26 protein-coding genes and 1 pseudogene are annotated in these 25,811 nt (G+C 67.6%); 11 read left to right on the top strand and 16 right to left on the bottom strand.

Features of this window, described 5'->3' with window-relative positions; all coding sequences use genetic code 11:
- Positions 1–17 precede the first annotated feature (17 nt).
- Together ACW173_RS13405 and ACW173_RS13400 are read right to left on the bottom strand one after the other, a co-directional pair.
- Entirely contained in the window at positions 18–224 is a 207-nt protein-coding gene (locus ACW173_RS13405; protein ID WP_047409605.1) for a DUF3126 family protein, read from the bottom strand.
- 15 nt (positions 225–239) lie between these two features.
- Positions 240–1,208 (bottom strand): LysR substrate-binding domain-containing protein, encoded by a 969-nt coding sequence (locus ACW173_RS13400; RefSeq protein ID WP_492080502.1) that lies wholly within the window; start codon positions 1,206–1,208, stop codon positions 240–242.
- A gap of 73 nt (positions 1,209–1,281) precedes the next feature.
- Between ACW173_RS13400 and ACW173_RS13395 the strand changes: the two genes are divergently transcribed.
- Complete coding sequence (locus ACW173_RS13395) at positions 1,282–1,443, top strand: hypothetical protein (RefSeq protein WP_492080501.1); 162 nt, start codon at positions 1,282–1,284, stop codon at positions 1,441–1,443.
- A gap of 136 nt (positions 1,444–1,579) precedes the next feature.
- Here ACW173_RS13395 and ACW173_RS13390 read toward each other — a convergent pair whose 3' ends face one another.
- The 3 genes and pseudogenes from ACW173_RS13390 to ACW173_RS13380 all read right to left on the bottom strand — a co-directional run bounded on the left by ACW173_RS13390 (position 1,580) and on the right by ACW173_RS13380 (position 3,968).
- Positions 1,580–2,347 carry a glutaminyl-peptide cyclotransferase gene (locus ACW173_RS13390; protein WP_492085992.1) on the bottom strand — a complete coding sequence of 256 codons (768 nt, stop codon included), beginning with the start codon at positions 2,345–2,347 and terminating at the stop codon, positions 1,580–1,582.
- Between the two features lie 34 nt (positions 2,348–2,381).
- Positions 2,382–3,212, bottom strand: a complete 831-nt coding sequence (cysE, locus tag ACW173_RS13385; RefSeq protein ID WP_492080500.1) for a serine O-acetyltransferase — start codon at positions 3,210–3,212, stop codon at positions 2,382–2,384.
- 77 nt (positions 3,213–3,289) lie between these two features.
- Positions 3,290–3,968: pseudogene (locus ACW173_RS13380) on the bottom strand (NUDIX domain-containing protein).
- A gap of 4 nt (positions 3,969–3,972) precedes the next feature.
- Here ACW173_RS13380 and ACW173_RS13375 point away from each other — a divergent pair.
- Positions 3,973–4,590, top strand: a complete 618-nt coding sequence (locus ACW173_RS13375; RefSeq protein ID WP_492080499.1) for a nitroreductase family protein — start codon at positions 3,973–3,975, stop codon at positions 4,588–4,590.
- Between the two features lie 38 nt (positions 4,591–4,628).
- Positions 4,629–4,922, top strand: a complete 294-nt coding sequence (locus ACW173_RS13370) for a hypothetical protein (RefSeq protein ID WP_492080498.1) — start codon at positions 4,629–4,631, stop codon at positions 4,920–4,922.
- Here ACW173_RS13370 and ACW173_RS13365 read toward each other — a convergent pair.
- From ACW173_RS13365 to queF, 3 genes are all read right to left on the bottom strand, one after another.
- The gene (locus ACW173_RS13365; RefSeq protein WP_492080497.1) at positions 4,919–5,680 is read right to left on the bottom strand and encodes a LytR/AlgR family response regulator transcription factor; all 762 of its coding nucleotides are present in this window, start codon (positions 5,678–5,680) and stop codon (positions 4,919–4,921) included. The genes ACW173_RS13370 and ACW173_RS13365 overlap by 4 nt on opposite strands.
- Positions 5,680–6,801 (bottom strand): sensor histidine kinase, encoded by a 1,122-nt coding sequence (locus tag ACW173_RS13360; protein ID WP_492080496.1) that lies wholly within the window; start codon positions 6,799–6,801, stop codon positions 5,680–5,682. Before ACW173_RS13360 ends, ACW173_RS13365 begins: the two co-directional genes overlap by 1 nt.
- Before the next feature lie 253 nt (positions 6,802–7,054).
- A complete protein-coding gene (gene queF, locus ACW173_RS13355; RefSeq protein ID WP_492080495.1) occupies positions 7,055–7,510 on the bottom strand; it encodes a preQ(1) synthase in 456 nt (151 codons plus the stop codon).
- Positions 7,511–7,595: 85 nt separating this feature from the next.
- Between queF and ACW173_RS13350 the strand changes: the two genes are divergently transcribed.
- Positions 7,596–8,390, top strand: a complete 795-nt coding sequence (locus ACW173_RS13350; protein WP_492080494.1) for an SDR family NAD(P)-dependent oxidoreductase — start codon at positions 7,596–7,598, stop codon at positions 8,388–8,390.
- 246 nt (positions 8,391–8,636) lie between these two features.
- Entirely contained in the window at positions 8,637–9,329 is a 693-nt protein-coding gene (locus tag ACW173_RS13345; RefSeq protein WP_492080493.1) for a TorF family putative porin, read from the top strand.
- Between the two features lie 64 nt (positions 9,330–9,393).
- On the opposite strand, the gene ACW173_RS13340 is transcribed toward ACW173_RS13345, so the two are convergent.
- From ACW173_RS13340 to ACW173_RS13325, 4 genes are all read right to left on the bottom strand, one after another.
- Positions 9,394–10,722 carry an MFS transporter gene (locus ACW173_RS13340; protein WP_492080492.1) on the bottom strand — a complete coding sequence of 443 codons (1,329 nt, stop codon included), beginning with the start codon at positions 10,720–10,722 and terminating at the stop codon, positions 9,394–9,396.
- Positions 10,692–13,082 carry a TonB-dependent siderophore receptor gene (locus tag ACW173_RS13335; RefSeq protein WP_492080491.1) on the bottom strand — a complete coding sequence of 797 codons (2,391 nt, stop codon included), beginning with the start codon at positions 13,080–13,082 and terminating at the stop codon, positions 10,692–10,694. The genes ACW173_RS13340 and ACW173_RS13335 overlap by 31 nt, the downstream gene beginning before the upstream one ends.
- A 152-nt stretch (positions 13,083–13,234) precedes the next feature.
- A complete protein-coding gene (locus ACW173_RS13330) occupies positions 13,235–13,960 on the bottom strand; it encodes a GntR family transcriptional regulator (RefSeq protein ID WP_492080490.1) in 726 nt (241 codons plus the stop codon).
- Positions 13,961–14,017: 57 nt separating this feature from the next.
- Complete coding sequence (locus ACW173_RS13325; protein ID WP_492080489.1) at positions 14,018–14,848, bottom strand: MetQ/NlpA family ABC transporter substrate-binding protein; 831 nt, start codon at positions 14,846–14,848, stop codon at positions 14,018–14,020.
- Between the two features lie 117 nt (positions 14,849–14,965).
- Here ACW173_RS13325 and ACW173_RS13320 point away from each other — a divergent pair, with 117 nt between their 5' ends.
- The gene (locus tag ACW173_RS13320; RefSeq protein WP_492080488.1) at positions 14,966–15,214 is read left to right on the top strand and encodes a hypothetical protein; all 249 of its coding nucleotides are present in this window, start codon (positions 14,966–14,968) and stop codon (positions 15,212–15,214) included.
- A 9-nt stretch (positions 15,215–15,223) separates the two neighbouring features.
- Here ACW173_RS13320 and ACW173_RS13315 read toward each other — a convergent pair whose 3' ends face one another.
- From ACW173_RS13315 to ACW173_RS13300, 4 genes are all read right to left on the bottom strand, one after another.
- Complete coding sequence (locus tag ACW173_RS13315) at positions 15,224–15,571, bottom strand: hypothetical protein (RefSeq protein WP_492080487.1); 348 nt, start codon at positions 15,569–15,571, stop codon at positions 15,224–15,226.
- 8 nt (positions 15,572–15,579) lie between these two features.
- Positions 15,580–16,233 carry a methionine ABC transporter permease gene (locus ACW173_RS13310; protein WP_492080486.1) on the bottom strand — a complete coding sequence of 218 codons (654 nt, stop codon included), beginning with the start codon at positions 16,231–16,233 and terminating at the stop codon, positions 15,580–15,582.
- Positions 16,233–17,228 (bottom strand): methionine ABC transporter ATP-binding protein, encoded by a 996-nt coding sequence (locus ACW173_RS13305; protein WP_492085991.1) that lies wholly within the window; start codon positions 17,226–17,228, stop codon positions 16,233–16,235. Before ACW173_RS13305 ends, ACW173_RS13310 begins: the two co-directional genes overlap by 1 nt.
- A gap of 72 nt (positions 17,229–17,300) precedes the next feature.
- Positions 17,301–18,578 carry a Xaa-Pro dipeptidase gene (locus ACW173_RS13300; protein WP_492080485.1) on the bottom strand — a complete coding sequence of 426 codons (1,278 nt, stop codon included), beginning with the start codon at positions 18,576–18,578 and terminating at the stop codon, positions 17,301–17,303.
- Between the two features lie 227 nt (positions 18,579–18,805).
- Here ACW173_RS13300 and ACW173_RS13295 point away from each other — a divergent pair, with 227 nt between their 5' ends.
- From ACW173_RS13295 to ACW173_RS13275, 5 genes are all read left to right on the top strand, one after another.
- Positions 18,806–19,318: a hypothetical protein gene (locus ACW173_RS13295; RefSeq protein WP_492080484.1), complete on the top strand. Its 513-nt coding sequence runs from the start codon at positions 18,806–18,808 to the stop codon at positions 19,316–19,318.
- 312 nt (positions 19,319–19,630) lie between these two features.
- Positions 19,631–20,047 carry a hypothetical protein gene (locus tag ACW173_RS13290; RefSeq protein ID WP_492080483.1) on the top strand — a complete coding sequence of 139 codons (417 nt, stop codon included), beginning with the start codon at positions 19,631–19,633 and terminating at the stop codon, positions 20,045–20,047.
- 45 nt (positions 20,048–20,092) lie between these two features.
- The gene (locus ACW173_RS13285; RefSeq protein ID WP_492080482.1) at positions 20,093–21,358 is read left to right on the top strand and encodes a TolC family protein; all 1,266 of its coding nucleotides are present in this window, start codon (positions 20,093–20,095) and stop codon (positions 21,356–21,358) included.
- Positions 21,355–22,614, top strand: coding sequence for an efflux RND transporter periplasmic adaptor subunit (locus ACW173_RS13280; RefSeq protein ID WP_492080481.1), 1,260 nt, complete (start codon positions 21,355–21,357; stop codon positions 22,612–22,614). The genes ACW173_RS13285 and ACW173_RS13280 overlap by 4 nt, the downstream gene beginning before the upstream one ends.
- A 10-nt stretch (positions 22,615–22,624) precedes the next feature.
- Complete coding sequence (locus tag ACW173_RS13275) at positions 22,625–25,756, top strand: efflux RND transporter permease subunit (RefSeq protein ID WP_492080480.1); 3,132 nt, start codon at positions 22,625–22,627, stop codon at positions 25,754–25,756.
- Positions 25,757–25,811 lie beyond the last annotated feature (55 nt).

Genomic DNA, 25,811 nt, shown 5'->3' with positions numbered 1-25,811 from the left:
CGGGGTTCGAAAGGAGACTAGTCCAGGTCTTCGGCCAGGATGGCCATCTCGAACATGAACGAGCCGTCCTCGTCCTCGTCCTGGAAGACGACGCCGATGAATTCACCGGCCACTTCGACCTCGGCCGAATCCTTCTGCTTGGGGCGCGGCTTCACGGCGATGTGCGGGTTGCCGAAGGTGCGCTTCAGGTGCTTTTCGAGCTTGGCGACGGTCGTGGCGTCCACGAGGGGCCTCTTGTTCTAGCTGAGCGCCCGGGAGCGCGTTATCGGGGCGAAACTAGCGTCCGGGGCGGGAGGCGCAAGCGCTTCCGGCGGATGAGGTGTGGACGCTCCTTCCGCCAGCAACCAATCGCGGAACAGGACGGCCGCTTCGGTGGCGCCGTCAGGCGGGGTGACGGCCACGATCCGGGCCCGACCGTGAGTGAAGCCCAGCGGCGCGACCAGACGTCCACTGGCCAGATCCCGCTGCACGAAGGCCCAGGGTCCGATGGCCACGCCCAGGCCAGCGGCGGCGGCTTCGATCATGTAGAAATAGTGGTCGAACTCCTGCTCGCTGACCGGCGGCGGCAGGTCGCCTAGCTCGAAGTTGCGGGCCCAGTCCGACCAGCTCTCGACGAACGTGCGGGTCAGCAGGCGCGGCATGGCGCAAATCCGCGCCAGGCTCATCGGCTCGGCGGCGGCCAGTTCCGGCGACATGACCGGCCCGTGGAAGTGCTCCATGAATGGTGTGACGACGGAATCGTAGGTGACGACCGAGTCGGGCGTGCGCATGCGGATGGCCAGGTCGATGCCGTCGGCCTTGAAGTCGAACGGGCCGTTGGACTCGGCCACCCGCACCGGGATGTCGGGATGGGCGGCCTGGAAGGTCGGTAGGCGCGGGATCAGCCACTTCATGGCGAAGGTGGGCAGGCATGAGACGACCAGCGGCCGGGGTCCCGCCTCGAGCGGACGCGGCACGGCCGCCTCGATCTGATCAAAAGCCGGCGACAGGGCCTGGGCCAGCTTCAGCCCCGCCTCGGTCATGCGCAGGCGCGAGCGCGGCCCCTCGGTCAGGGGCACGCCCAGATGCTCTTCCAGCTGGCGAATCTGGCGGCTGACCGCGCCGTGGGTGACGCACAGCTCGTCGGCGGCCAGGGTCATGCGCCCATGCCGACCGAACGCCTCGAAGGCGCGCAGAGCGTTGAGCGACGGCAGCTGGCGGCGGGCCATGTGAAGAAACCTCACAGAAGGCCGACCGATAAGTCGTTATCCGGGCAAGCGCAACCGGGGGATAGTCGCGCGCATGTCCACCGCTGATCCCCGCCGCATCACCTTTCCACAGGTCCTGGCCCTGTTGGCGATCTGGACCGCCGTGATCTACGGCCTGACGAGCAAGTCGTCGCCGGATGTCGAGCAAATCTCACTGAAGGGAAAGAGCCCGGCCTGCGCTTCGAAAGAAGGCTAGCCCAGAAGAATACCCCCAGATAGGGGTTGGGCCCCGGCGCGTCTCGCGGCCGGGGCCCAGGTCCGCCCACTAGGTCGGGGGGGCGTAGAGGGGCGGACGTGAGATAAACGCCATCCCCCGAACGCGGTTCCGCCAGCTATCGCGCCGGCGTGAGTTTTATTTCGAAGAGCTTCGGCCACAGCTTGCCGGTGACGAATAGCCGATCCTTGGCCGCGTCGTAGGCGATGCCGTTCAGCACATCGTCGTTGCGGCCAGTGACGCCGGCCTCCTTCATCAGGCCCGCCAGCTCGATCCAGCCGGTGACGTTTCCGGAGGTCGGGTCGATCCGGGCGATGCGGGTGGTCTGCCAGACATTGGCCAGCAGCTCGCCCTTCACATATTCCAGCTCGTTGAGGTTTCGCACCGGCACGCCGTGGTCGGTGACCTCGATGCGGCCGGTCTCCTTCAGGGTGTCGGGGTCGAGGAAGCGAATGAACGAGGTGCCGTCGCTCATCATGATCCGCTTGTCGTCGCGGGTCAGGGCCCAGCCCTCGCCCGGATAGCTGAATTCGCCGATCCGCTCGAAGGTGTCGATGTCGTAGATGATGCCGAGCTCGTCGGTCCAGGTCAGCTCGTACAGCCGGTTCTTCCAGTCGACGATGCCCTCGCCGAAATAGCGACTGTCGACGATGCGCTCCTGCTCGGAGACGCCGGTCTCGAGGTTCCATTTGCGAATGAACGACCGGCCCTTCAGGCCCGTGCTCTCGAAGATGAATCCGTCGCGGTAGAACAGCCCCTCGGTGAAGGCGTTGGTGTCGTGCGGATAGGCTTTCACGACCGTGTAACCGCCAACCGGCGCCGTGGCGGCGGAGACAGGCGCGGGCCCGCAGGCGACCAGGACGGCCGCCAGCAGTACGGCGCTCAGACTTTTGAGAAGCCGCAACCTCGATCTCGCCAAATCAGATTTCGTATGAATAGACGGTCTCGGCCAGGGTGTGGTCCATGGTCCGGGCCGGTTCCTCGCAGGTCGGGCAGTTGACCAGGCGCGCCGGAACGCCGGCGGCCGTGCAGTGAGCCGGCACGGGACGCAGCACCACCGAGCCCGAGGCGATCTTGGCGTAGTCGCCGATCGAGATGTTGCCCAGCACCTTGGCGCCGGCGCCCAGCAGGACGCCCTTGCCGATCTTGGGGTGACGGTCGCCGCGATCCGCGCCGGTGCCGCCCAGGGTCACGCCGTGCAGCATCGAGACATCGTCGCCGACCACCGCGGTCTCGCCGATGACGATGCCGGTGCCGTGGTCGATGAACACCCCCTTGCCGATCTTGGCGGCCGGGTTGATGTCGACCTGGAAGATCTCGCTGGCCCGGCTTTGCAGGTAGAAGGCCAGGGTCTCGCGGCCTTCATTCCACAGCCAGTGCGACACCCGATGGGTCTGCAGCGCCAGGAAACCCTTGAAGAACAGGAACGGCTGGACGTAGCCCTTGCAGGCCGGGTCGCGCTCGAAGACCGCCTTCAGATCGGCCTCGGCGGCCTCGACCAGGGACGGATCGCTCTCGAAGGCGTCGGCGGCGAATTCGCGCGCCGTCATCGCCCGCATCTCCTGGTCGCCCAGCTTGCGGGCAAGCTGGAAGGTCAGGGCGTCGGCCAGGTTGTCGTGGCTCAGGATCACCGCGTTCAGCAGCGACGCCAGCGCGGGTTCGTCCTTGGCCGCGTGTTCGGCCTGGTTGCGCAGCGCCACCCAGACAGGGGTCTCGGTGTCCGGCGTCACCACTTCCAGATGCTTGGCCATCGGGCTCTCCCTTCCCAGCTGGCGTATCCATAGAGCATCTTGATAAAAAATGCTCCCACCGACGCGATGAACGCCGGTTATCCGAGGATTAGAGCCGCCAAGTCGGCGGGCAGTTCCCCTCGTACGGCCATATGGTGCGTCCTGAGCAGTAACGCCACTGTAATCGCGTCGGGCATATGACCGGCGACGGCCGCGTCCAACGCTTCTCGGAACGGCGCGCGGGCGACGGCCAGATCCTCCGTCTCGTCGGGGGCCGCGTCGGTGGGCGTTAGACCCATGGCCAGGAAGCCGGTCGCGACTTCATCGGTGACCGAGTTGGAAAGCTCCATGCGCAGGATCTGGCGCCAGTCGGACGCCCGCAGGCCCACCTCCTCGGCCAGTTCGCGCTTGGCGCCGTCCAGCGGATCCTCGTCGTGCGGCGCGCCGCCCTCGGGCAGCTCCCAGCTGTAGTTGGCCAGGGCGAAGCGGTTCTGGCCGACCAGGGTCACCGTGCCGTCCTCGTGCAGAGGCAGGACGCCGATCGCCTGGTTCTTCATGCTGATCTTGCCGTACAGCGCCGGCCGGCCTGTCGGGGCGATCGCCTGGTATTCGGTCAGGGTGATCCACGGGTTGTCGTACAAGACTTGACTGGACGAGACGCCCCAGGGCTTTCCGTGCGGCTTCAGCCAGGCGGGCTTCTGGGACATCGGCGGACTCGCGACTTGTGGCGGCCGGGGTCCGGCCATAGGTGTGCCCTCTACATCGCTTCGGAGAGATCGTCTTGGCAGCTTCCGTTCCGCCCGCCCCCGAATTCGCCGAAACGCTGCCAATAGAGGCGTCGCCCGAGGTCGTCGCCTTCCTGGCCAAGCGCCGGTCGGCGTCGGCCATGAGCCTGGCGGCCCCGGGTCCGGATGCGAGCCAACTGGCGGAGATCCTGCGCCTGGCCGCCCGCGTGCCCGACCACGGCAAGCTGGCCCCTTGGCGGTTCGTGATCCTGCAAGGCGCGGCCAAGGACGCCTTCGCCGAACAGATCACCAAGCTGGCCGACAGCCAGGCCAACCCGACCAAGGCCAACGCCGCCCTGCGCAAGCTGACCCGCCCGCCAGTGGCCGTGGCCGTGATCTCGCGTTTCATCCCGGGCGAGATCCCCGAATGGGAGCAGCGCCAGAGCGCCTCGGCTGTTTGTCATCAGCTTTTGTTGGCCGCATCAGCCTTGGGCTGGGGCGCCAACTGGATCACCGACTGGTACAGCTACGATCCCCGCGCCAACGCGATCCTGGGTCTGGCCGAAGGCGAACAGGTGGCCGGTTACCTCTACCTCGGGACCTCGACCGAGCAGCCGCAGGAACGCGTGCGCCCGGACGTCGCGGCGATCACCAGCGAATGGAGCCCTGCCTAGAGCGGGGCGTTTCCTCTGAACTCAGCAGGAGAGTGAAGATGGCGCGGCGCAAGGATCCCTGGACGACCCTGGCTTTCGACAGCTGGTCCCTGGGGCTGGAAGCCTCGTCCGTCATCGGCATGCGGATGATGAAACTCGCCGCCGGCGGCGCGGCCGCCCAGGCCGAGGCGCAGCTGATGGTCGGTGAAAAGGTCGCCGCCAGCCTCACCCTGCCGATACTGGCCATGACCGGCCAGTTGGGCGCGTCGGGCCCCGCGATCGCCTCGGGTTCGCTGGCCCACCTGCGCAAGAAGGTGCGGGCCAACCGGCGGCGACTCGCGAAAAAAGGCTAGGCCTCTTCCGCCATCAACCCCAGTCGCGCCTGCACCGCCTTCACATAGGTCGGCCCCACCGGCACGGCGACGCCGTCGCGCAAGACGAGGGCGATCAGGCCCTTGCCCAGGCGGTTGACCGCCTCGACCCGGTCGGGACTGACGAAGGCCGAGCGGTGGACTCGGATCATCCGGGCCGGGTCCAGCGCCTGCTCCAGGGCGCTCATGGTGATGCGGTGAATGTGGCTGCGGGTGGCCGTGTGCAGCAGGACGTAATCCTTGGCCGCCTCGATCCAGTCGATATCGGCGACCGCCACGCGGACGTGGCCCTGGCGGGTCGCCACCCAGATGCCGTCCAGATCGGTTTCGCGCGCCGGAGCAGCAGCTACGATCTGCTGCTCGAAGGCCCGCTGCAAGGTGCGACGACGGCGGGCGCGCTCGACGGCCTGACGCAGGCGGTCGAAGCGCACGGGCTTGAGCAGATAGTCGGCGGCCTCGACCGCGAAGGCGTCGGCGGCATAGACCTCGAAGGCGGTGACGAAGACGATCTCGGGCCGCGCCTCCGGCGACAGCTCCGAGGCCAGGGCCAGGCCGCTCAGTTCCGGCATCTGGATGTCCAGCATGACGAGGTCGGGCGTCAGATCCGCGATCGCCTGGGCGGCTTCGCGGCCGTTGCGGGCCACGCCGACCAGCTTGGTCTCGGGGATCTGGGCGAACAACGCCGACAGCCGCTCCAGGGCGGCTGGCTCGTCGTCGACCAGCAGGACCTTCAGCTCCATCACGCCGCCCTCGCCTGCGTCGTCTCGAAGCGCAGCGGCATCCGGACCAAGACCAGGAACCCTCGCTCTCGGGGCGCGGCCTGCAGCACGCCGCGGTCGCCGAACAACACTTGCAGCCGCTGACGGACATTGTTCAGGCCGACACCCATGCCGGCCGCCTCGGGCGCGCAAGGCTCGCCGTCGTCTTCGACGATGATGACCAGATCGTCACCGTCACGTGAGACCTCCAGCTTGATCGTCACCGGCCGGCTGGTACGGGCCACGCCATGCTTGACCGCGTTCTCGATCAGCGGCTGCAGGATGAAGCTGGGCGCCAGCGCCCCGCGCAATTCGGCGGGGCACGAGAACTCGAGCCCCAGCCGGTCGCGGAAACGGACGCTCTCGATCTCCAGATAGGCTTGCAAGGTCGCCAGCTCGTCGTCCAGCGGGATCATCGCCTGGGGATCGGCCGCCAGGGTCAGGCGCAGGAACTCGGCCAGGCGCGCCAGCATCGACTCGGCCTCTTCGTTTCGCCCCGTGATCACGCAGGCCGAAACGGCGTTCAGGGTGTTGAACAGGAAGTGCGGATTGAGCTGGTAGCGCAGGGCCGCCAGGCGCGCGGCGCTGGCCTGGGCCTCGGCGGCCAGGGCCTGGGCGCGGGCGTCGGCCAGCTGCCGGTCGCGCTCTCGGGTCACGCGGACGGCGATCATCATCAGATAGAGCGCGCCCAGCAGGGCGAACATCCAGGCCGCGATCATCAGCTGGCTGGCGGCGCGCGCCAGCACCACGCGGGGCGCGGGATGGGCGCCGTCCAGCACCGCTCGCAGATGGCCGCCGATCACCAGGTCCGCCGCCGCCATCACCACGCCCAGCCCTAGCACGGCCGGAACCAGAGCCGCGAAGCGCACCGGCCGGTCGTCATCGCGCGGCGTGCGTTCGGCGCGGACATAGACGAGGCCCGAGAGCAGCGCGCCCAGGCCCATGAAAAGAAAGTGGCTGGCCAGCACGCCCGGCAGCGGCGCCTTGCCAGCGGCCAGGTACGGTAAGGCGAACAGCAGCGTGTCCAGCCCCCAGACACCCAGAGTCAGGAGCAGCGCCTGTCTGAAAAGGTCCGACTTCAGCCCGAGGTCGATATCTTTCATGAGCTCAGTCTAGCGAAAGCCGCGCCGTGCGCAGCCCTTCTCCGACGCACCGATGTCCGCCTTCGTCGCTCCAGCGCCCGCTCGCGCTGTCCCGTCGCAAGACGGCTGACGCGGCCGGCGCCAAGCGCGATCAAGACGCTGTCCTTCCGGACGCCCGAAGCGTCGAACCCTCATTTACGCCCTGGCCCGTCTGGAAGGACGCTCCCAAAAATAAAAAGGCGCGCCCGGCTCAGGCGCGCCTTGGTCATCTGGATCAGCCGCGGCCGCGATAGGGCGGCACGCCCTGGTCGGGGATCCACAGGCCTTCCGGCGCCGCGCCCGTCTGCCAGAACACGTCGATCGGGATGCCGCCGCGCGGGTACCAGTAACCGCCGATGCGCAGCCAGCGCGGCCGCGCGATCTCCACGATCTTGCGGGCGATCTTCACCGTGCAGTCCTCGTGGAACGAGCCGTGGTTACGGAAGCTGGTCAGGTAGAGCTTCAGCGACTTGCTCTCGATCAGCCAGTCGCCCGGCGCGTAGTCGATCACGAGGTGGGCGAAGTCGGGCTGCCCGGTGACGGGGCACAGCGAGGTGAATTCCGGCGCGACGAAGCGGGCCAGGTACAGCACATCGCTCTGTGGATTGGGCACGCGCTCGAGGACGGCGGCCTCGGGGTTCTCGGGAGCGTCGACGACGCGGCCCAGTTGGGTGACGTTCAGATCGGTCATCGCCGCGATTTAGGCCTCCGGCAGCCGCGAGACAAGCCGCGTGGGGCTCGCTACAACGTCGCGAACAAATGTTTGGGAGGCGGACATGCGGGACTTCGACGGCTTCACGGTGGTGATCACGGGCGCTTCCACGGGTCTGGGCCGCGCGATCGCGGTCGAAACAGCCCGGCGCGGCGCGGGCCTGGTGGTCGTCAACTACGCCCGCAGCGAGGGCGAAGCGCAGGAGACCGCTCGCCTGGTCGAGGCCGAAGGCGCCAAGGCCGTGCTGGTCCAGGGCGACGTCGCCAACGACGAGGACTGCAAGAAGATCGCCGCGGCCGCCGAGGCCACGGGTCGCATCGACGCCCTGTTCAACAACGCCGGCGTCACCAAGTTCGCCCCGAACCACGCCGACCTCGACGCGGTCAACGCCGAGGACTTCCTGCGGCTCTATTCGGTCAATGTTGTCGGCGCCTTCCAGATGACGCGGGCCGCCCGCGCCCTGCTGGAAGCCGCGCCCTCGCCCGGGGCCGTGGTCAACACCGCCTCGATCGCGGGCGTGGTCGGCAACGGCTCGTCGGTGCCCTATGCCGCCTCGAAGGGCGCGATGACGACCATGACCTTGTCGCTGGCCAGAGCCCTGGGTCCGCGTATCCGCGTCAACGCCATCTGCCCAGGCTTCATCGACACGCCGTGGTTCAAGAACATGCCCGACGAGTCGCTGGAGCGCCTGCGGGCCGGCGCGGCGGCGGCCACGCCGCTGAAGGTCGCCTCCACCGCCGAGGACATCGCCGGCGCGGCGGTGTTCCTGGCCTCTCCGGCTTCGCGCCACGTCACCGGCGAGACCCTGCTGGTCGACGGGGGCCTGCACCTGGGCGGGGCGAGTCTTTCTATGAGGTAAAAAGCACAGCCAAGCCGGATTCGGTTTTCCGTCAGCTGTGACTTAACCGCGTCTCTTCTGAAGCAAAATCGTCACACAGCGCCCAAACTTTGGGCGGCAGGCGCCCTTCTTGCTGGCGTTCGGACTCCCCTGATTGCAACTAGAGGCGTGCCCCCGACAGATCAGTCGGGGACGCAATGCGCTTGCAGGCGCCGTCGGGGCTCGGGAACCAACCCGAGAGACGACACAGAAAAAGGGGACAGAATTATGAAAGCCATGAAGATCGCGCTGGCCGCCGCCGCCGCCACGGTCGCCCTGTCGGGCGCCGCGATGGCCCAGGAGATGAAGCTCTCGTACAACCTGGGCGTGACCAGCGACTACGTTTTCCGCGGCGTCAGCCAGACCCAGGAAGATCCGGCCATCCAGGGCGGCGTCGACCTGACCTCGGGTATCGGTTACGCGGGCGTCTGGGCTTCGAACGTCGACTTCGGCGCCGATGATCCGACCGCCGAGATCGACGCCTATGTTGGCGTGCGTCCGACCGTCGGCGACACTTCGCTGGACTTCGGCGTCCTCTACTACGGCTACGTCAAGGACAAGGGCCTGACCCCCGGCTCGTACAGCTACGTCGAACTGAAGGCCGCTGCGTCGCGCGCCTTCGGTCCGGCCACCCTGGGCGCGGCCGTCTACTACTCGCCGGAATATCCGGGCAAGGGCGGTGGCGCGACCTATTTCGAAGTGAACGGCGCGGTGCCCGTCGCCGAGAAGCTGACCCTGTCGGGCGCCGTCGGTCGCCAGACGATCAAGAACTACGGCGACTACAACACCTGGAACGTCGGCGTGGCCTATGCCCTGACCGACAAGCTGTCGGCGGATCTGCGTTACCACGACACCGACGAACACAACTACGGCAAGATCTACGACAGCCGCGTCGTGGTCAGCCTGAAGGCCGCCTTCTAGGTCTTACGGCTTAGGATCAAGGATCAGCCGCTCCGGTTCGCCGGGGCGGCTTTTTCTTTGCCCGTCAGGCCACCGGCGCCTTGGGTGGGCGCATGGCCAGAACGGCGACAAACACCACCGCCGTCACCGCCGCGAACAGCTGGAAGGTCGGCGCGAAACCGCCCAGACGGTCGCGCATGGCCCCGGCGATGAATGGCCCCGCCGCCGAGATCGCCCCGACCAGGCAGGTCAGCGAGAAGAGCTCCAGATTGCTCTGGCGGCCGTAGTAGTTCAGCAGCAGCACGGTGACGGCCAGCACGGTCAGACCAAAACCCACGCCCGTGCCGATAGCGTAGACCAGCATCAGCGCCGGGTTGGCGGCCTTGGCCAGAGCCAGAAGACCAACAACCAGCATCCCCTGGGCGAAGACCAGCAGCCAGCGTGGGTCGACGCGGTCGCCCAACGCGCCGCCGGCCAAGCGGGCCAAGGTCTGCATCAGCGATTCCAGGCTCAGCATCTTGGCGGCCAGGGCGGCGGCGGCCACGGCGGCGACGCCGGCGGCGACGCCCAGTTCGGTCAGGTGAGTCACCGAGACGCTGGCGACGGTCACGCCCACCAGCAGGTGGCTGAAATAGGCGGCGACCAGGATGTAGAACTGCGGCGTGCGCAGGGCCTGCTGGACGGTCCACTCATGCGACGTGCGGTAGACGCGGGCGTCGGCGGGGGCCTGGCGGGCCTCCTGCTCGACTTCCAGGTCGACCTCGTGCGCGGCTTGGGCCAGCCACTTGGTCCCGCCGACCATCAGGGCGCAGATCAGGCCGACTGCGGCGGCCAGCACCGCCTGGACGATCCAGTAGAGGCGCCAATCATCGTCGCTGCCGCCCATCAGGGAGAGCGCCATCCACGGCCCGGCCGCGCCGCCCAACGAGCCGAAGGTGAAATAGATCCCGAACGGCAGGGCGCGCTTGCGAAACAGCGACGACAGCACGTGAGTGCCGGGGATCAGGGCCGCCATCTGGAAGCCGACGCCGCACGCGGCCGCGCCGACATAGTAGCTAAGCAGGCTCTCGGAATTGGCCAGCCCCAGGAACCCGGCCGCCAGCACCGCCGCCCCGGCCAACAGGGTCCCGCGCACGCCGATCTTGCGGATCAGGATGGCCGGCAGCCACGACGAGGCGCCGGTGAAGACGCCCAGCACGGAAAAGCCCAGGAACGCCTTCTCGAAGCTCCACTTCAGCTCGCCGATCATGGTCGGCAGGACGACGCCCAACGAGCCGTAGGTCGAGGCGGTGATCAGAAACAACAGCAGACTGAAACCGGACAGCAGCAGCCAGGGACGGAAGCGGTCTTCAGAAGTCCCTCGATGGAGATTTGGGGTCACGATCAGAACGTCCGCTTCAGGGTGGCCCGCCATTCCCGGCCCTTGCCCGGCAAGGCGCCGAGGTTGGCGTAGGTGTCGGCGTCTGGCGTGAAATAGAACTTGTCGAACAGGTTATCGATGTTGACCGACAGGGTGTACGGGCCACGGTTCACGAAAGCTGAAGCATTGACCAGGCTGTAGGCCGGATAATGCACCGCGTTCTGCACGGTGCCCGCGGTGCGGCTGACATGGCTGACGCCGAGCGTCGCGCCGGCCTGGCCCCAGTCGTAGCCCTTGCCGCTATAGGTCCCGTACAGGCTGACCACCGACTTGGGCGTCAGCGTGTAGGCATAGTCGCCGCTCCGCCCCGGCAGGCCGGCGAAACTCCACACGACGTACGAGCCGCCATAGCCCTGCGCGCCGGGCACACCGGCGGCATAGGCCGGGATGTACTGGAACGACGTATCCGGCCCCTTCACGGTCGTGCGCTGGCTGTTGCCGGCGAAGGTGAACGACAGGCGCTCGGAGGCCAGCCAACGGACTTCCAGCTCGACGCCCTTGGCCCGCGTGCCCTGCACGGTCGGCGGCGAGATGGCTCCGGCGATCTGGGTGCGGTTCTGCCTGTAGGCCGCCAGCGAGCCGATCAGGGTCCCGCGCAGAAGCTGGAACTTCACGCCGGCCTCGGTCAGGTCCGAGCTGGACAGCCACGCGCCGTCGGCCACCAGGTTCGGAGCGACGTCGCCGGCCTGGCTCATCTCCAGCGCGGTGGCCTTGGCGTAGCTGACATAGGGCATCAGCCCCAAGGGCAGCTTGTAGGTCAGGCTGGCGCTGTAGGTGGCCTTGTCGCGATCGCCCTTCTGCAGGCCGGCCGGCACGTAGGACAGGATCCCGGTGTCCTGGCTCTCGACGTTGTAGCGGTCCCAGCGGCCGCCCAGCACCAGGTTCAGCCGACCGACGTCGATGTCGGAAGTGGCGAAGACGCCGGTCTGTTTCCACTTGGAGCGGTTGTCGTTCTCCCACTGCACGCCGATCCCGCCCGGCTCGGTGTCGAAGGGGCTGTCGATGGTGTCGGTGGCGGTGGCGCCGAAGCTGATGTCGCGGCGGTCCAGGGCGATCAGGCCGCTGTTGTAGCTCTCGCGGCGGCGGCCCTCGAACCAGCGGTGCGAGCCGCCGACCAGGGTGCGAGCGCGCACGGCCCCGACATCGGTCGGGAAGGCGTAAGTTAATCGGATCTCGCTGACCTTGGCGTCCACCGCCGAGGGATAGCCGTACGAGACGAAACGCTTGTTGTCCTGGCGGTCGTGAAACAGCTGCAGCTTCAGCGACCGGTCGCCGCCGAGGTCCTTGGCGAGGTCGAAATAGAGCGTCTGGGTGTTGGTCTTCGAGAAGTCGGCCGGGCTGATATAGATCGTGCGGCGATCCAGCTTCGTCGTGCCGACGCCGACATCCAGGGTGTGGACCGCATCGCTCGTCGGGAAGCCATGGTACGGCAGGTAGAGGGCGCTGGCGTAAGGATAGAAGCCGATCTCGTTGGGCGTCAGCTTGCCGTCGCCGTCCACGTCCCGCAGCGTCGTGTCGCGACCGGTGATGTAGGTGCGGTTGTCGATCAGGTCCTGGGTCAGGCGGTTCCAGCCGGGCGTCTGCACGTCGCCGTCAGAGTGGAACACCATGCCGCCGAAGGCCGTGCTCCAGCCATCGCCCAGGTCGAAGTCGGACGACACTTCCAGCGTCTGGTGACGCGGATAGACACCCTTGTAGTAGCTGTGACTGTCTTCGACCTCGCCATAGACATAGACGCCGCCATCGGCGCGACCGAGGCCGACCGGCGCGCCGAACTGGCCGGTGACCAGCTTCTTGTTGTAGCCGCCGAAGGTGGCGGTGACCTCTCCTTCCGGCTCCGCGAGAAAGCGGCCCTCGTCACGGGCGGACTTGGGGATGAAGTTGACCAGCCCGCCGACCTTGCCGGCGCCATAGACCGGGGTCGGCGGACCACGCAGGATCTCGATGCGCGAAGCGCCGCCGATCGGGGTCGAATAGGTCCCGCGGTTCTCCACCCGCTTGAAGCCGCGGAAGTAGTTCTCGGCCAGGGTGCCGCGGATGTTCAGCGATCCGGGCACGCCGTAGAAGCTGGCGGTGTGGGTTCCTGGCGAGACCTTGGTCGCGCCGTCCAGGGTCAGCACACCGTAGCGCTCCAGGGTCACGTCGCTGACCAGGCTGGCCGAGCGTGGCGTCTCGATCAGCGGCTTGGCGATGCCGAACACCGTCTGGCTGGGCTGTCTTTCCAGCAGTCCCGCCTTGTCCCGCGCGACGATAAGCACGGCGTCGACCTGGTCGGCCACCTGCGTCTCGGCCAGGGCCGGCGACGCCAGCAGGGTCAGGGCGGTTGCGGAGAGAAGCGCGGTTCTGGACGACATCGGACAACAAGCCTTCAGGCCGCCAGGCGAAGAGTCTCCAGCGGTCGCGCTCCGATATCTGGTGACGCCATGATGTTCGTCAAAATGCCTTCTGACATTTCAGTTAAGATTGCGAAGACTCTGTGGCGCCGATGCCGCAGCTTACGTAAGGGCTAGGCCGCGCCGACGTGCGGCCGGGTCTGGGCTTCGGGCTGGACATTCAGGATCCGCAGCATGGCCTGGCGGGAGGCCTCGGCGTCACCGCCGGCGATGACACGGGCGACCTGGCGGTGCTCTTCGATCTCGTCCATCAGCTCCTGCTCGGTGGCCCCGTTGAACGAGAACACCCAGAAGCGGGCGGCCTTGTGCTGCAGCGGGATCAGGATCCGGGCCAGGGCCAGGTTGCCGGAAGCCCGCGCCACCAGGGCGTGGAAGCGCAGATCCATGGCCACCAGAGCCGGCAGGTCGCAGGTCTTGGCCGCGGCCTCGCCCTCGGCGAAGACCTCGTACATGGCCTGGGCCTCGGCCTTGCTGGCGTTGCGGGCGGCCAGCTGGGCGCAGTGCGGTTCGATCAGCACCCGCGCCTCGTAGCCCTGGCGCAGCTCCACCAGGTCCAGCGGCGCGACCATCGTGCCCGAACGGGCGCGGCGGATGACCAGCCCTTCCAGCGCCAGACGGCCCAGGGCGTCGCGCACCCCGGCCAGGCCGGTGTCGTAGTGGGCGGCCAGCGACTGCTCGTCCAGTCGCGCCCCGGCCGGCAGCGATCCCAGGATCACGTCCAGCAAGATCCGCTCATAAACCTTGGTCTTCTGCAGGTCGGGCGACCAGTCCTCGAGGCCCGAGGAGTTGGCGACGTCCAGCACCAGGGTGCGGCCGGGATTCAGCGAAGGCGAGGCCATGAGCGATCCGTGAGCAACGATCGCTGATAGGTAGTGTGAAATGTCAGACGGCGCTAGCTAGAACGCCGGCACCACCGCGCCGTTGTACTTCGTCGCCAGGAACGCCTTCACGTCCGGCGAGGTCAGGGTGGCGGCCAGTTTCTTGACGCGCGGGTCGTCCTTGTTGTCCGGGCGACCGACCAGGTAGTTCACATACGGGCTGGTCTTGTCCTCGGCGATCAGGGCGTCCTTGGACGGGTTCAGCTTGGCGTCGAGGGCGTAGTTGGTGTTGATGACCGCCAGGTCGACCTGGTTGAGAATGCGCGGCAGGGCCGGCGCTTCCAGCGCCTTGAACTTCAGGTTCTTCGGATTGCTGGTGATGTCCTTCAGCGTGGCAAGATCGGTCTGGTTCTTCAGGGTGATCACGCCGTTCTTGGCCAGCAGGAGCAGCGAGCGGGCCTCGGTGCTGGCGTCGTTGGGGATGGCCACTGTCGCGCCGTTCGGGACCTGCGCCATCGACTTCCACTTCAACGAATAGGCGCCGATCGGCTCGACATGGACTCCGGTGATCGTCACCAGGTTCGTGCCCTTGTCGCGGTTGAACTCATTCAGGTAGGGCAAGGTCTGGAAGTAGTTCACGTCGATACGCTTCTCGGCGACCTGAGTATTGGGCTGGACGTAGTCGTTGAACACCTTGATCTCGATGTTCAGCCCCTCGGCGGCCAGCTTCGGCTTGATGAACTCAAGCACTTCGGCGTGCGGGATCGCCGTGGCGGCCACCGTCAAGGTGTTGGGCGCGCTGGCCTTGGGCTCTTTCGGGCCGCAAGCAGCGAGCGTCATGCCTGAGAGCGACAGGGCGGCGAGGCCGAGAACGAGAATAGCGCGGCGGGCGACCATGAACGGCTCCATAAGGCGATCAGACGGGTAGGGTTTTGCCCGTTCAGCCGCCCCGGAGGAAATCAGATTTCCTGAGGGGCCGTCGAGCGATCACTTGACCCGGCCTCCGAACAGGCGGCTTGGATGGGGATGGCCAAGGAAACCGTCCACATCGTGCAGTCCTACATCGCCGGGCGCGGCAAGGGCCTGAAAGCCGAGCAGCAGGTCGGCTGCAAGACGGCCGAAGAGGCGCGCCGCAAGGCCGAACGCCTGGCGCCGCTTCGCGAGGGCGTCGTGGCCTTCACGGTCAGCGCCGACGTCGAACTGGGCGACTACGATGAGAACCCCGACATCCTGTTCAAGGCCGGCCGGCTGCCGTTCCCGTTCGACCAGGCCTAGTCCCCAAGCCTAGTCTTCGTCGTTGGCCGCTTCAGGGACGTCAGGCTCGCCGTGGATGGCCCAGTTGGCGACGAAGTCGGGCTTGTCGCCAGACAGCGTGGTGACGCCCGCTTCAGCGGCCTGGATCGCCGAGGTCTGAGGCGGCAAGGTGTAGGTGTCGCCGTCGTGCTCGCCCATCAGGTCCAGCACGATACCCTCGGCTTCGGTGGCGTCGATCACCACGCCGAAGAACTGCTGGCGCTCGACCACGTCGCCGTCGTCGTCCAGGAAGGTCAGGTTCATCAGCAGGGTCTTGCCGATCAGGCTCTCGGCGAAGGCGGCGTCCCAGTGCTCGTCGGTATCCGTGTCGTCGGTCATCTCTAGCTCTATTTGTGCGACACGCGGCGCACCACCGCATCGCCGATCATCTGCAGGAACTGCACCAGCACCAGCATCAGCACGACGGTCACGATCATGACGTCGGTCTGGAAGCGCTGATAGCCGAAGCGGATGGCGAGATCCCCCAGGCCGCCCGCGCCGACCACCCCGGCCATGGCGGTGTAGCCGACCAGGGCGATGGCGGTCACCGTCGCCGCGGCGATCAAGCCCGGCAGCGCCTCGGGCAGCAACGCGCCCAGCACCACCTGCCGCCGCTTGGCGCCCATGGCGAAGCTGGCCTCGATCACGCCCTTGTCGACTTCGCGCAAGGCGGTCTCGACCAGGCGGGCGAAGAACGGCGCGGCGCCCATGACCAGCGGCGGGATGGCCCCGGCCACGCCCAGCGAGGTGCCGACCAGGGCGACGGTCAGCGGGATCATCACGATCAGCAGGATCACGAACGGCACCGAGCGCAGGATGTTGACCAGCAGCGACAGCAGGCCGTTGGCGGCGCGGTTCTCCAGCATCTGCCCTTTGCCGGTCAGGAACAGGATCACGCCCAGCGGCAGGCCCAGGGCGATGGTCAGGATCATCGAACCGCCCAGCATGGCCAGGGTGTCGAGCGTGGCTTGGCCGATTTCCGACCAGTCGATGTTTTCCATCACGCGCCCTCCCCCGCCGATAGGTCATCGACGCGGACGCCCGCGGCCTGGAACTTGGCGATCGCCGCGGCGACGTCACCGCCGGTCAGCGCCAGGGTCAGCTGGCCGTAGGGCGTCTCGCGCAGGCGGTGGATGCGGCCGCCCAGGATCGAATAGTCGACGCCGGTGGTCCGGGCGACCTCGCCCAGCACCGGCTTGTAGGTCGCTTCGCCTCGGAAGGTCAGACGCACCAGGCGACCGTCGACGCCGGCCGCCGAGACCTCGCCATCCGCCTCGCGAACGAAGCGGCGGGCAGTGTCGCTGGCCGGATGCAGGAAGACATCCTCGACCGGGCCTTCCTCCACCACGCGGCCGGCCTCGAGCACGGCGACGCGGTCACAGACGCGGCGGACCACGTCCATCTCATGGGTGATCAGCACGATGGTCAGGCCCAGCTCGCGGTTCAGCCCCGAGATCAGATCCAGGATCTGTTCCGTGGTCTCGGGATCCAGCGCGCTGGTGGCCTCGTCGCACAAGAGGATCTTGGGACCGGTGGCCAGCGCCCGGGCGATGCCGACCCGCTGTTTCTGGCCGCCCGACAGCTGGGCCGGGAACTTGTCGGCGTGGGCGTCCAGACCCACGCGCTCCAGCAGCTCGGCCGTCCGCGCCTTGACCTCGCCCGCCGGACGACCGGCCAGTTTCAGCGGGAAGGCGACGTTCTGGGCGACGGTCTTGCCCGACAGCAGGTTGAAGTGCTGGAAGATCATCCCGACCCGGCGACGCAGGGTCCGCAGCCCCTCGACGCCCAGGGCCGCCACGTCGTCGCCATCCACCACGACACGGCCGCCGGTCGGCGTCTCCAGGCCGTTGATCAGCCGGATAAGCGTCGACTTGCCCGCGCCCGACGCGCCGATCACGCCGAACACCTCGCCGGCCTTCACCGACAGCGAAACCTCGCTCAACGCGGCGTGGCCACCTTTCGAATAGGTCTTGGAAACAGCCTCGAAGGCGATCACGTCGAAGGTCCTGTGATTTTCGGAGCGCTGCACTTAGGCGCTCGCGCTCCGATAGTCGAGGCCAGGAGGATGTCAGGGCTGTTTGATAACGGCCCCGCCCTTCATTACGAACACCGGCTTTTCCAGCGTCGTCACGTCGGCCAGCGGATCGCCCGAGACCGCGATGATGTCGCCCCAGCGGCCGAGGGCGACCTGGCCGACGTCCTTGGACTGACCCAGGGCCTCGGCGGCGGTGATGGTCGCGGCCTGGATCGCCTGCAGCGGCGTGGCGCCATAACGAACCATCACGGCGAACTGCTTGGCGTTGTCGCCATGCGGATAGACCCCGGCGTCGGTGCCGTAGATCATCTTCACCCCGGCCTTCAGCGCCTTCTTGAAGTTCTGGCGCTGGACCTCGCCGATGTCGCGGTCCTTGCGCAGGTTGTCTTCCAGCACGCCGTTCTTCTTGCCCTCGGCCTGGGTGTAGTCGGTGTTGTAGATATCCATCGAGAAGTAGGTCCCGTGCTGGACCGCCAGCTTGATCCCCTCGTCGTCGACGAGGCTGGCGTGCTCGATGGTGTCGATGCCGGCCTTGATGGCCTCCTTGATGCCGGTGGCGCCGTGGGCGTGGGCGGCGACCTTGAGGCCGGCCATGTGGGCCTCGTCGGCCACGGCGCGCATCTCGTCCTGAGTCAGTTGCTGCTGGCCCGGCTCGTCGCCGCGCGAGAACACCCCGCCCGTCGCGCAGATCTTGATCACCTGAGCGCCATATTTTTTCAGCGTCCGGACGACCTTGCGCGCCTCCTCCGGGCTGTCGATGTTGTAGGGGCTCTTCTCGTCCATCGACGGCGGGAAGAAGGTCGAGTCGCAGTGGCCGCCCGTCGCGCCGATGGCGTAGGCAGCCGTGATGACACGCGGACCGACCACGTAACCAGCATCGATCGCCTCGCGCAGGCCAACGTCGTCGAAATCGGCCGAGCCGACATTGCGGATGGTGGTGAAGCCGGCGTCCAGCGTCTTCTTGGCGTTGGCTACCTGGACCACGCTCCAGAAGCGGTCGGCGTACTGCAGGCTGTTGTAGCCGCCGATCTCGGCCAGGCCGTCGATGTGGGTGTGCATGTCGATCAGGCCCGGCAGCAGGGTCGCGCCCGGCAAGTCGAAGACCTTGGCGCCGGCCGGAACGGCGTCGCCCTTCTTGCCGATACTGGTGATGCGGCCGTCGGTGACGATCACCAGCGGATTGTCGACATACTTGCCGGTCGCCACGTCCAGCAGGCGGGCGGCGCTGACCGCCTCCACCCGCGCGGCCTGCGCGACGCTGGCCCCCAGCAGCACGGCAGCCGCCACGGCGGCCTCGATCCCCTTACCCATACGATCCGTCCCCCGTCCAAAATTGAGCACGGCGACGCTAGCACGGCGGTGGAGAGGGTCGAGCCCCCTTGAGCGCGCCGCCTCCACGTCAACAAATCAAAGCTTTGCCGCATAAATCTTAAGTACGTCGAGGAACCGACACAGATTAATTTCGCTAACTCTCCAGTTTCGTTTGAACAACTCGATCGCTCATCCTCCCAGAAGCAGCGACTTACGGAGACTTAGCCATGACCAATAGCAAAGCTGTTCTCATTTCGGCCGCAATCGGCACGCTCGCCATTGGCGCCGCTTCTTCCGCCCTGGCGCAAACCAGCGCCCAGACCCTGTCCGACCGCGCGCAATATGAGTTCGCGGCCAACAACAACTGGATCGCCACCAATATGCAGAAGCGTGTCGTGGCCGAAGCCCCGACCATTCCCAACCGCTTCAACCTGGCCACCGGCTATCAGCGCACCGGCCGCCTCGAGACCGCCAAGACCTACTACCAGACGCTCGCCAACGAAGGCGAAGGCGTCGGCATGGAGCAGGGCTGGCGCAGCCGAAACTTCGACGTCGGCATGACCTCCGCCGACCGTCTGCTCTATATCGACTGGCTTCAGAACGGCGCGACCCGCCGCTCGGGCGCGGTCGCGGCCGGCGAGGCGGCGACCAACGTCTCGGCCACGATCGGCGGCAATGGCGACGCCGAGGTCACCGACGAGCAGGCCCGCGCCCTGGACCGTCAGGCCCGCGCCCGCTGAGGCGTGGAAACACGCTCCCCTCCTCGACCCCGGCCGATCGATGGCTATGGGGTCGAGGCACGGGGACGTGTCTTCCTAGGATCAATGCTACCCCTTGTCCGCCCGAGGCCGTGGATTCCATAAGCCGGGGCTTCGGATGTGCTTAGGTTTTTCTTCGTTGAGCGCTAGGCGCGGCCCACACGCCGCGTCACCACCATTGCCCTTCGCTCATCGACACGCGACAATAGCGTGGAGCGCTCGATGCGCCGAGGGGAACCTGTGATTGCTCGCGCGGACAGTCGGCTAGGTCGTTACGTGGGGGCGTTGGCCGTCATGCTCGTGACCCTGCTCGTCGTCCAGGCGCCTATCGCGACCGTCGATCGGCTCCTTCATGACGCTGGGCGCGCGCACGCCGCCAACGCCTTCGTGGGCGCGGTCGTCGATCTGCCCGAGCATGAGCAAGATAGCCGCCACGATCACCCGAGCATCGCGGCCGACCATGACAAGCACGACGCCGCTCCAGCCGCACAGGCCCTCGCCGATGAACCGTCGTCCGACCCGGCGACACCGGGGCTGACCCATCACCATCACGACAACCCGTCCGTCTACGGACTTGTGGAAAGCCTGAGCCTGGCCGTCGCCTGGTCATCGTCGCCCACGCCTTTCAGGTCGGATGACGATCTCCGCAAGGGGATCGATGCATTCCTGCAAGACCGCCCGCCCAAAGCCCTCCTCGTCCACGTCGCCTGATCCGCGCGGCCCCGCGCCGCGTCCCCGCACGTTCGAGGATTTCCCATGCCTGCCCTCCACCAAGGCCGCGCTCCGCGGTCCTGGCTGCTCGCCACGGCGCTCGCCCTGGCGACTCCCCTCTTGGCGTATGCCGAGCCCATGACCTTGCCCGAAGCGCTGAGCCGCGCGGCCAAGGCCGATCCCTCGCGTCCGGCGTTGGCGGCCCGGCTCGACGCGGCCGAGGCCGCCGTCCGGCAAGCGGCGGTGCGTCCCAACCCTGTCGTCGGCGTCGAGGTCGAAGACGTCGCGGGGAGCGGATCCTACTCGCTGATCGATCGCGCCCAGGCGACTGTCTACTATCAGCAAAGCCACGAGCGCGGCGGCAAGCGCGCCGCGCGTAGCGCCCTGGCCCGCAGCGATATCTCGCTGACGCGCCTGCGCGACGACGTCCGCGTTCTGGATCTTCTCCATGAGGTGGAATTGGCCTGGATCGACGCCGTGGCCGCGGAGGCCGAGGCGCGGCTCGCCGCCGACCGGCTCGCGATCGCCCAGCGCGCGCAAGCCGAAGTCAATCGTCGTGTGAAAGCCGCTCGCGACCCCCTGTTCGCCGGCGCCCGCGCCGACGCCCAGGTCGCGGAGGCCGGGATCACCTTGTCCCAGGCCCAGGCCAAGGCCGCCAACGCTCGCCGGGCGGTCGCCGCCTTCTGGGGCGGTGGCGAGATCGAGATCGACGCGGCCGCGCTGGAGGACCTCTCCCCCGCCGACCAGGTCGCCGGTCCCGCGTCGGCGACCGATCTGGCGCTGATCGAAGCCCAGCGCGGCGTCGCCGCCGCGCGGGTTCGCGTCGAGCGGAGCAAGGCGGTCCAGGACCCGACCTGGCGCGCCGGGCTGCGCTATCTGAACGACGGCGGCGATGTCGCCGCCATCGTCGGGGGCTCCATCCCGCTGGGCCGCTACGACACCAATCGCGGCGCTATCGACCAGGCCCGCGCGGCTCAGACCGCCGCCGACCTCGAGCTGATCGGAGCCAAGACCGTGTTCGAGCGGAAGATCGCCGCCGTCCAGGCCTCCCTCGCGCAGAAGGCCGGAGAAGCGCGCCGGATCGAGGCCGAGGTCGTACCGGCCAACGCCCGCGCGGTCGATCTTGTTCGCGACGGCTTCAATCGGGGCGGCTTCTCCTATCTCGACGTCATCGAGGCCCAGAAGGCCCTGATCGACGCCCGAGCTCGCCGGCTGGCCGTCCTCAAATCCTTTCAGATCGACCGCGCCCAGCTCGACCGCCTGACCGGCGCATATGCGAGCCTGGTTCCCGCTTCGGAGACCACCCGATGATCCGCCGCAAAACGCGCCTCGGCGCTTCCCTGGCTCTGGCGTTGGCTGGGGCGCTGACCCTCTCGGCCTGCGGCGAGAGACCCAAGACCGCCGAAACCGAAGGCCATGCCGCCACGGCGGGCGACTACGAGCGCGGCCCCCATCGTGGCCGCATGCTCCGCGAAGGCGATTTCGCCGTCGAAGTCACGATCTTCGAGGATGGGGTGGAGCCCGAATTCCACGTCTACGCCTATCGCAAGGACAAGCCGATCGCGCCCAAGGACGTTCAGCTCTCGATCGAGCTTTCGCGCCTGGACGGCGAGGTGAACCGCTTCGCCTTCGCGCCCAAGGAGGACTATCTGCGCGGCGGCGGGGTGGTTCACGAGCCGCATTCCTTCGACGTGAAGGTGGTGGCGACCTATCAGGGCCAAACCCACCGCTGGGGCTATGCGTCGTATGAAGGTCGCACGAGCTTCTCGGCCGCGGCGGCTCGAGCTGGCGGTGTCAGGACCGAGATCGCCGGGGGCGCGCAGATCGCCGAGTTGGTCGACATGGCTGGCCGTGTCGAGATAACCCCCGAGGGCAAGGGCGAGGTTCGCGCCTGGTATCCCGGCCGGATCATGAGCCTGCGTGGCGAGCTGGGCCAAACCGTTCGCAAGGGCCAGATCCTGGCGCGGGTGGAATCCAGCGAGAGCCTGCAAACCTATTCGATCCCGGCCACGATCAGCGGGGTCATCGTCGAGAAGAACCTGAACGTAGGCGATGTGGCCGGCGAGCGGGCCATCTTCGTGATCGCCGATCCCACCAAGCTGCACGCCGAGTTCCTGGTCTATCCGCGCGACGCCGAGAAGGTCCGCGTTGGCCAGCCCGTGGAAGTGCGCAGCCTGTCGGGCGACACCAAGCTGATGGCCAAGGTCGAGGCGGTGCTGCCGACGGCCGACCTCGTCAGCCAGACGCTGGTCGCCCACGCTCACCTGCCTGGCGGCGCGGCGAGCGCGTTCCGGCCCGGCATGGGCGTGGAGGGCTCGTTCCAGGTCGGCGCCACGAACGCGCCGCTGGCGGTGCGGACCAAGGCCATCCAGCGCTTCCGCGACTTCCAGGTCGTCTTCGTGAAGGTGCGCGACACCTACGAGGTGCGGATGCTGGAGCTGGGCCGCCAGACGCCCGAGTGGACGCAGGTGTCGAGCGGCCTGAAGCCCGGCTCCGAATACGTCACGGACGGCGCCTTCCTCATTCGCGCGGACATCGAGAAGTCCGGCGCGAGCCACGACCACTAAGGGGGCGACCATGCTTGAACGCATCATCGCCGCGTCGATCCGGCTACGCTGGATCGTGCTGGCGCTCGTCGCCGTGTCGGCGGCCGTTGGCGTCTGGAGCTTCCAGCGCCTGCCGATCGACGCCACGCCTGACATCACCAATGTCCAGGTCCAGATCAACACCGAGGCCCCGGGCTTCTCGCCTTTGGAGGCGGAGCAGCGGATCACCTTTCCAGTCGAAACGGCCATCGCCGGGCTGCCGGGGCTGCAACACACCCGCTCGGTCTCGCGCTACGGCCTGTCCCAAGTCACCGTCGTCTTCAAGGACGGGACCGACATCTATTTCGCTCGCCAACTGGTCGGCGAGCGACTGCAAAGCGCCCGCGCTCAGCTGCCTGCCGGCCTGAATCCGGAGATGGGCCCCATCTCCACGGGGCTGGGCGAGATCTTCATGTACACGGTCGAGGCCAAGCCCGGCGCGCGCCGTCCCGACGGCAAGGCCTGGACGCCCGAGGACCTGCGCACCCTGCAGGACTGGGTGATCCGCCCCCAATTGCGCAACACGCCCGGCGTCACCGAGGTCAACACCATCGGCGGCTTCGAGCGGCAGTATCACGTCACGCCTTTGCCCGACCGGCTCTCGGCCTACGGGCTGACCATGGCCAACGTCGTCTCGGCGCTGGAGCGAAACAACACCAATGTCGGGGCGGGCTACGTCGAGCGCTACGGCGAGCAGTACCTGATCCGCGTTCCTGGCCAGGCGACCGGCGTGGACGATCTGCGGGCCGTGATCGTCGCCAGTCGCAACGGCGCGCCCATCCGTGTCGCCGATGTCGCCGACGTGGGACTGGGCAAGGAGCTGCGCACGGGCGCCGCGACCGAGAACGGCCAGGAGGTCGTGCTGGGTACGGTGTTCATGCTGGTCGGCGAAAACAGCCGCACGGTGGCGCGCGCCGCCGCCGAGCGCTTGGCCCAAGCCGCCAAGGCCCTGCCTGCCGGTGTCACGGCCGAGCCGATCTATGACCGGACCCATCTCGTCGACCGGGCCATCGCCACCGTCGAGAAGAACCTGGTCGAGGGCGCGATCCTGGTGATCGTCGTGCTCTTCCTGCTGCTGGGCAACATCCGCGCGGCCCTGATCACGGCGGCGGTCATTCCACTGTCGATGCTGCTGACCATCACCGGCATGGTCCAGACTAAGGTCTCCGGCAATCTGATGAGCCTGGGGGCCCTGGACTTCGGCCTGATCGTCGACGGCGCGGTGATCATCGTCGAGAACTGCTTGCGGCGTCTGGGTGAAGCCCAGCATCGCGAAGGCCGGCGCCTGTCTCGCGACGAGCGGTTCGGCCTAGTCGCCGGCGCCGCCAGCGAGGTCATCCGGCCGTCGCTGTTCGGCATCCTGATCATCACGCTGGTCTATGTCCCGATCTTCGCCCTCACCGGCGTCGAGGGGAAGATGTTCCACCCGATGGCCATCACCGTGGTCATCGCCCTGACCGCCGCCTTGGTGCTCTCCCTGACCTTTGTCCCCGCCGCCGTGGCCCTCTTCGTCACCGGCAAGGTCGAGGAGAAGGAAAGCCCGATCATGCGAGGCGCGCGCCGGCTCTATGCCCCGGCCTTGGAGACGGCGTTGCGTCTACGCGTGGCCTTTGTCGCCGGCGCGGTCGTGCTGGTGGCGATCGCGGGGTTGGCGGCCTCGCGGATGGGCTCGGAGTTCGTGCCCAATCTCGACGAAGGCGACATCGCCATGCACGCCCTACGTATTCCCGGCACGAGCCTCTCCCAAGCCATCGCCATGCAGACGGCGCTGGAAGCCAAGGTCAAGACGCTGCCCGAAGTCGATCGGGTGGTCTCCAAGATCGGCACCGCCGAGGTCGCCACCGATCCGATGCCCCCCTCGGTGGCCGACACCTTCATCATGCTGAAAGACCGCAAGGACTGGCCCGATCCGAGGAAGCCGCGCGCCGAACTGGTGGCCGACCTCCAGGCCGTGGTCGTCAAGGTTCCGGGCAACAACTACGAGTTCACCCAACCGATCCAGATGCGCTTCAACGAACTGCTCTCGGGCGTTCGGGCGGACGTCGCGGTCAAGGTGTTCGGCGACGACCTCGACCAGCTTCTGGAGATCGGCAAGCAGATCGGGGGCGTGGTCGAGAGCGTGGAGGGCGCCCAGGACGTTGGGGTCGAACAGGTCACGGGCCTGCCTGTCTTGCAGATCACGCCCGACCGCGCGGCCCTGGCCCGTCTTGGCCTCAATGTCGACGACGTCCAGTCTGTCGTCGCCACCGCCATCGGCGGCACGGTGACCGGTCAGGTGTTCGAAGGCGACCGGCGCTTCGACGTCGTCGTGCGCCTGCCCGAGGCGGTGCGAGGCAAGGTCGACGACATCGGCCGGCTGCGGATCCCGCTGCCCGGGACCATCGATCAGCCGCGCGGCTTCGTGCCCCTCCAGGACGTCGCCAAGATCGAGATGGTCATCGGCCCCAACCAGATCAGCCGCGAGGACGGCAAGCGCCGCGTCGTGGTCACCGCCAATGTTCGGGGCCGCGATCTGGGCTCGTTCATCACCGAACTCGAGCAGACGGTCGGCGCCGAGGTCGAGCTGCCCACGGGCTACTGGATCACCTATGGCGGGACATTCGAGCAGCTGATCTCGGCGGCCAAGCGCCTGCAACTGGTTGTGCCGGCGGCGCTGCTGCTGATCCTTGGCCTGCTCTACGCGCTCTTCCGATCGGTGAAGGACGCGGCCATCGTCTTCTCAGGCGTGCCCCTCGCCCTCACCGGCGGGGTGGCGGCGCTGATGATGCGCGGCCTCCCGCTGTCGATCTCGGCGGGTGTCGGCTTCATCGCGCTGTCGGGCGTGGCGGTGCTGAATGGCGTGGTGATGGTCAGCTTCATCCGCTCGCTCCGGCGGGAGGGCGCGGATATAGACCATGCGATCCGCGAAGGCGCCCTGACGCGCCTGAGGCCAGTGTTGATGACCGCCCTCGTGGCGAGCCTGGGCTTCGTGCCCATGGCCTTCAACGTCGGAGCCGGCGCGGAGGTGCAGCGGCCGCTCGCCACCGTGGTCATCGGCGGAATCCTGTCCTCCACCCTGCTGACGCTGGTGGTGCTGCCGGCCCTCTATCGACTGGTCCACGGCCGAACCCAGACGCCACGCTAGTCCTAAGCCCGCGTTGGCTAAGCCAGCGCGGGCGACCAGACCATCGGCTGCTCGC

This window comes from Caulobacter sp. ALps2 (genome assembly GCF_058681635.1).
This window is presented reverse-complemented; position numbering and strand designations above follow the sequence as displayed.

Bases quoted from the DNA above. Each gene is read 5' to 3' on its own strand.
- ACW173_RS13310 (WP_492080486.1), bottom strand. From the start codon at position 16,233: ATGGAAAACATCGACTGGTCGGAAATCGGCCAAGCCACGCTCGACACC.
- ACW173_RS13300 (WP_492080485.1), bottom strand. From the start codon at position 18,578: ATGGGTAAGGGGATCGAGGCCGCCGTGGCGGCTGCCGTGCTGCTGGGG.
- ACW173_RS13320 (WP_492080488.1), top strand. From the start codon at position 14,966: ATGGCCAAGGAAACCGTCCACATCGTGCAGTCCTACATCGCCGGGCGC.
- ACW173_RS13295 (WP_492080484.1), top strand. From the start codon at position 18,806: ATGACCAATAGCAAAGCTGTTCTCATTTCGGCCGCAATCGGCACGCTC.
- ACW173_RS13350 (WP_492080494.1), top strand. From the start codon at position 7,596: ATGCGGGACTTCGACGGCTTCACGGTGGTGATCACGGGCGCTTCCACG.
- ACW173_RS13325 (WP_492080489.1), bottom strand. From the start codon at position 14,848: ATGGAGCCGTTCATGGTCGCCCGCCGCGCTATTCTCGTTCTCGGCCTC.
- ACW173_RS13365 (WP_492080497.1), bottom strand. From the start codon at position 5,680: ATGGAGCTGAAGGTCCTGCTGGTCGACGACGAGCCAGCCGCCCTGGAG.
- ACW173_RS13330 (WP_492080490.1), bottom strand. From the start codon at position 13,960: ATGGCCTCGCCTTCGCTGAATCCCGGCCGCACCCTGGTGCTGGACGTC.
- ACW173_RS13275 (WP_492080480.1), top strand. From the start codon at position 22,625: ATGCTTGAACGCATCATCGCCGCGTCGATCCGGCTACGCTGGATCGTG.
- ACW173_RS13345 (WP_492080493.1), top strand. From the start codon at position 8,637: ATGAAAGCCATGAAGATCGCGCTGGCCGCCGCCGCCGCCACGGTCGCC.
- ACW173_RS13395 (WP_492080501.1), top strand. From the start codon at position 1,282: ATGTCCACCGCTGATCCCCGCCGCATCACCTTTCCACAGGTCCTGGCC.
- ACW173_RS13315 (WP_492080487.1), bottom strand. From the start codon at position 15,571: ATGACCGACGACACGGATACCGACGAGCACTGGGACGCCGCCTTCGCC.
- ACW173_RS13335 (WP_492080491.1), bottom strand. From the start codon at position 13,082: ATGTCGTCCAGAACCGCGCTTCTCTCCGCAACCGCCCTGACCCTGCTG.
- queF (WP_492080495.1), bottom strand. From the start codon at position 7,510: ATGACCGATCTGAACGTCACCCAACTGGGCCGCGTCGTCGACGCTCCC.
- ACW173_RS13290 (WP_492080483.1), top strand. From the start codon at position 19,631: ATGCTCGTGACCCTGCTCGTCGTCCAGGCGCCTATCGCGACCGTCGAT.
- ACW173_RS13360 (WP_492080496.1), bottom strand. From the start codon at position 6,801: ATGAAAGATATCGACCTCGGGCTGAAGTCGGACCTTTTCAGACAGGCG.
- ACW173_RS13370 (WP_492080498.1), top strand. From the start codon at position 4,629: ATGGCGCGGCGCAAGGATCCCTGGACGACCCTGGCTTTCGACAGCTGG.
- ACW173_RS13280 (WP_492080481.1), top strand. From the start codon at position 21,355: ATGATCCGCCGCAAAACGCGCCTCGGCGCTTCCCTGGCTCTGGCGTTG.
- cysE (WP_492080500.1), bottom strand. From the start codon at position 3,212: ATGGCCAAGCATCTGGAAGTGGTGACGCCGGACACCGAGACCCCTGTC.
- ACW173_RS13340 (WP_492080492.1), bottom strand. From the start codon at position 10,722: ATGGCGGGCCACCCTGAAGCGGACGTTCTGATCGTGACCCCAAATCTC.
- ACW173_RS13400 (WP_492080502.1), bottom strand. From the start codon at position 1,208: ATGGCCCGCCGCCAGCTGCCGTCGCTCAACGCTCTGCGCGCCTTCGAG.
- ACW173_RS13285 (WP_492080482.1), top strand. From the start codon at position 20,093: ATGCCTGCCCTCCACCAAGGCCGCGCTCCGCGGTCCTGGCTGCTCGCC.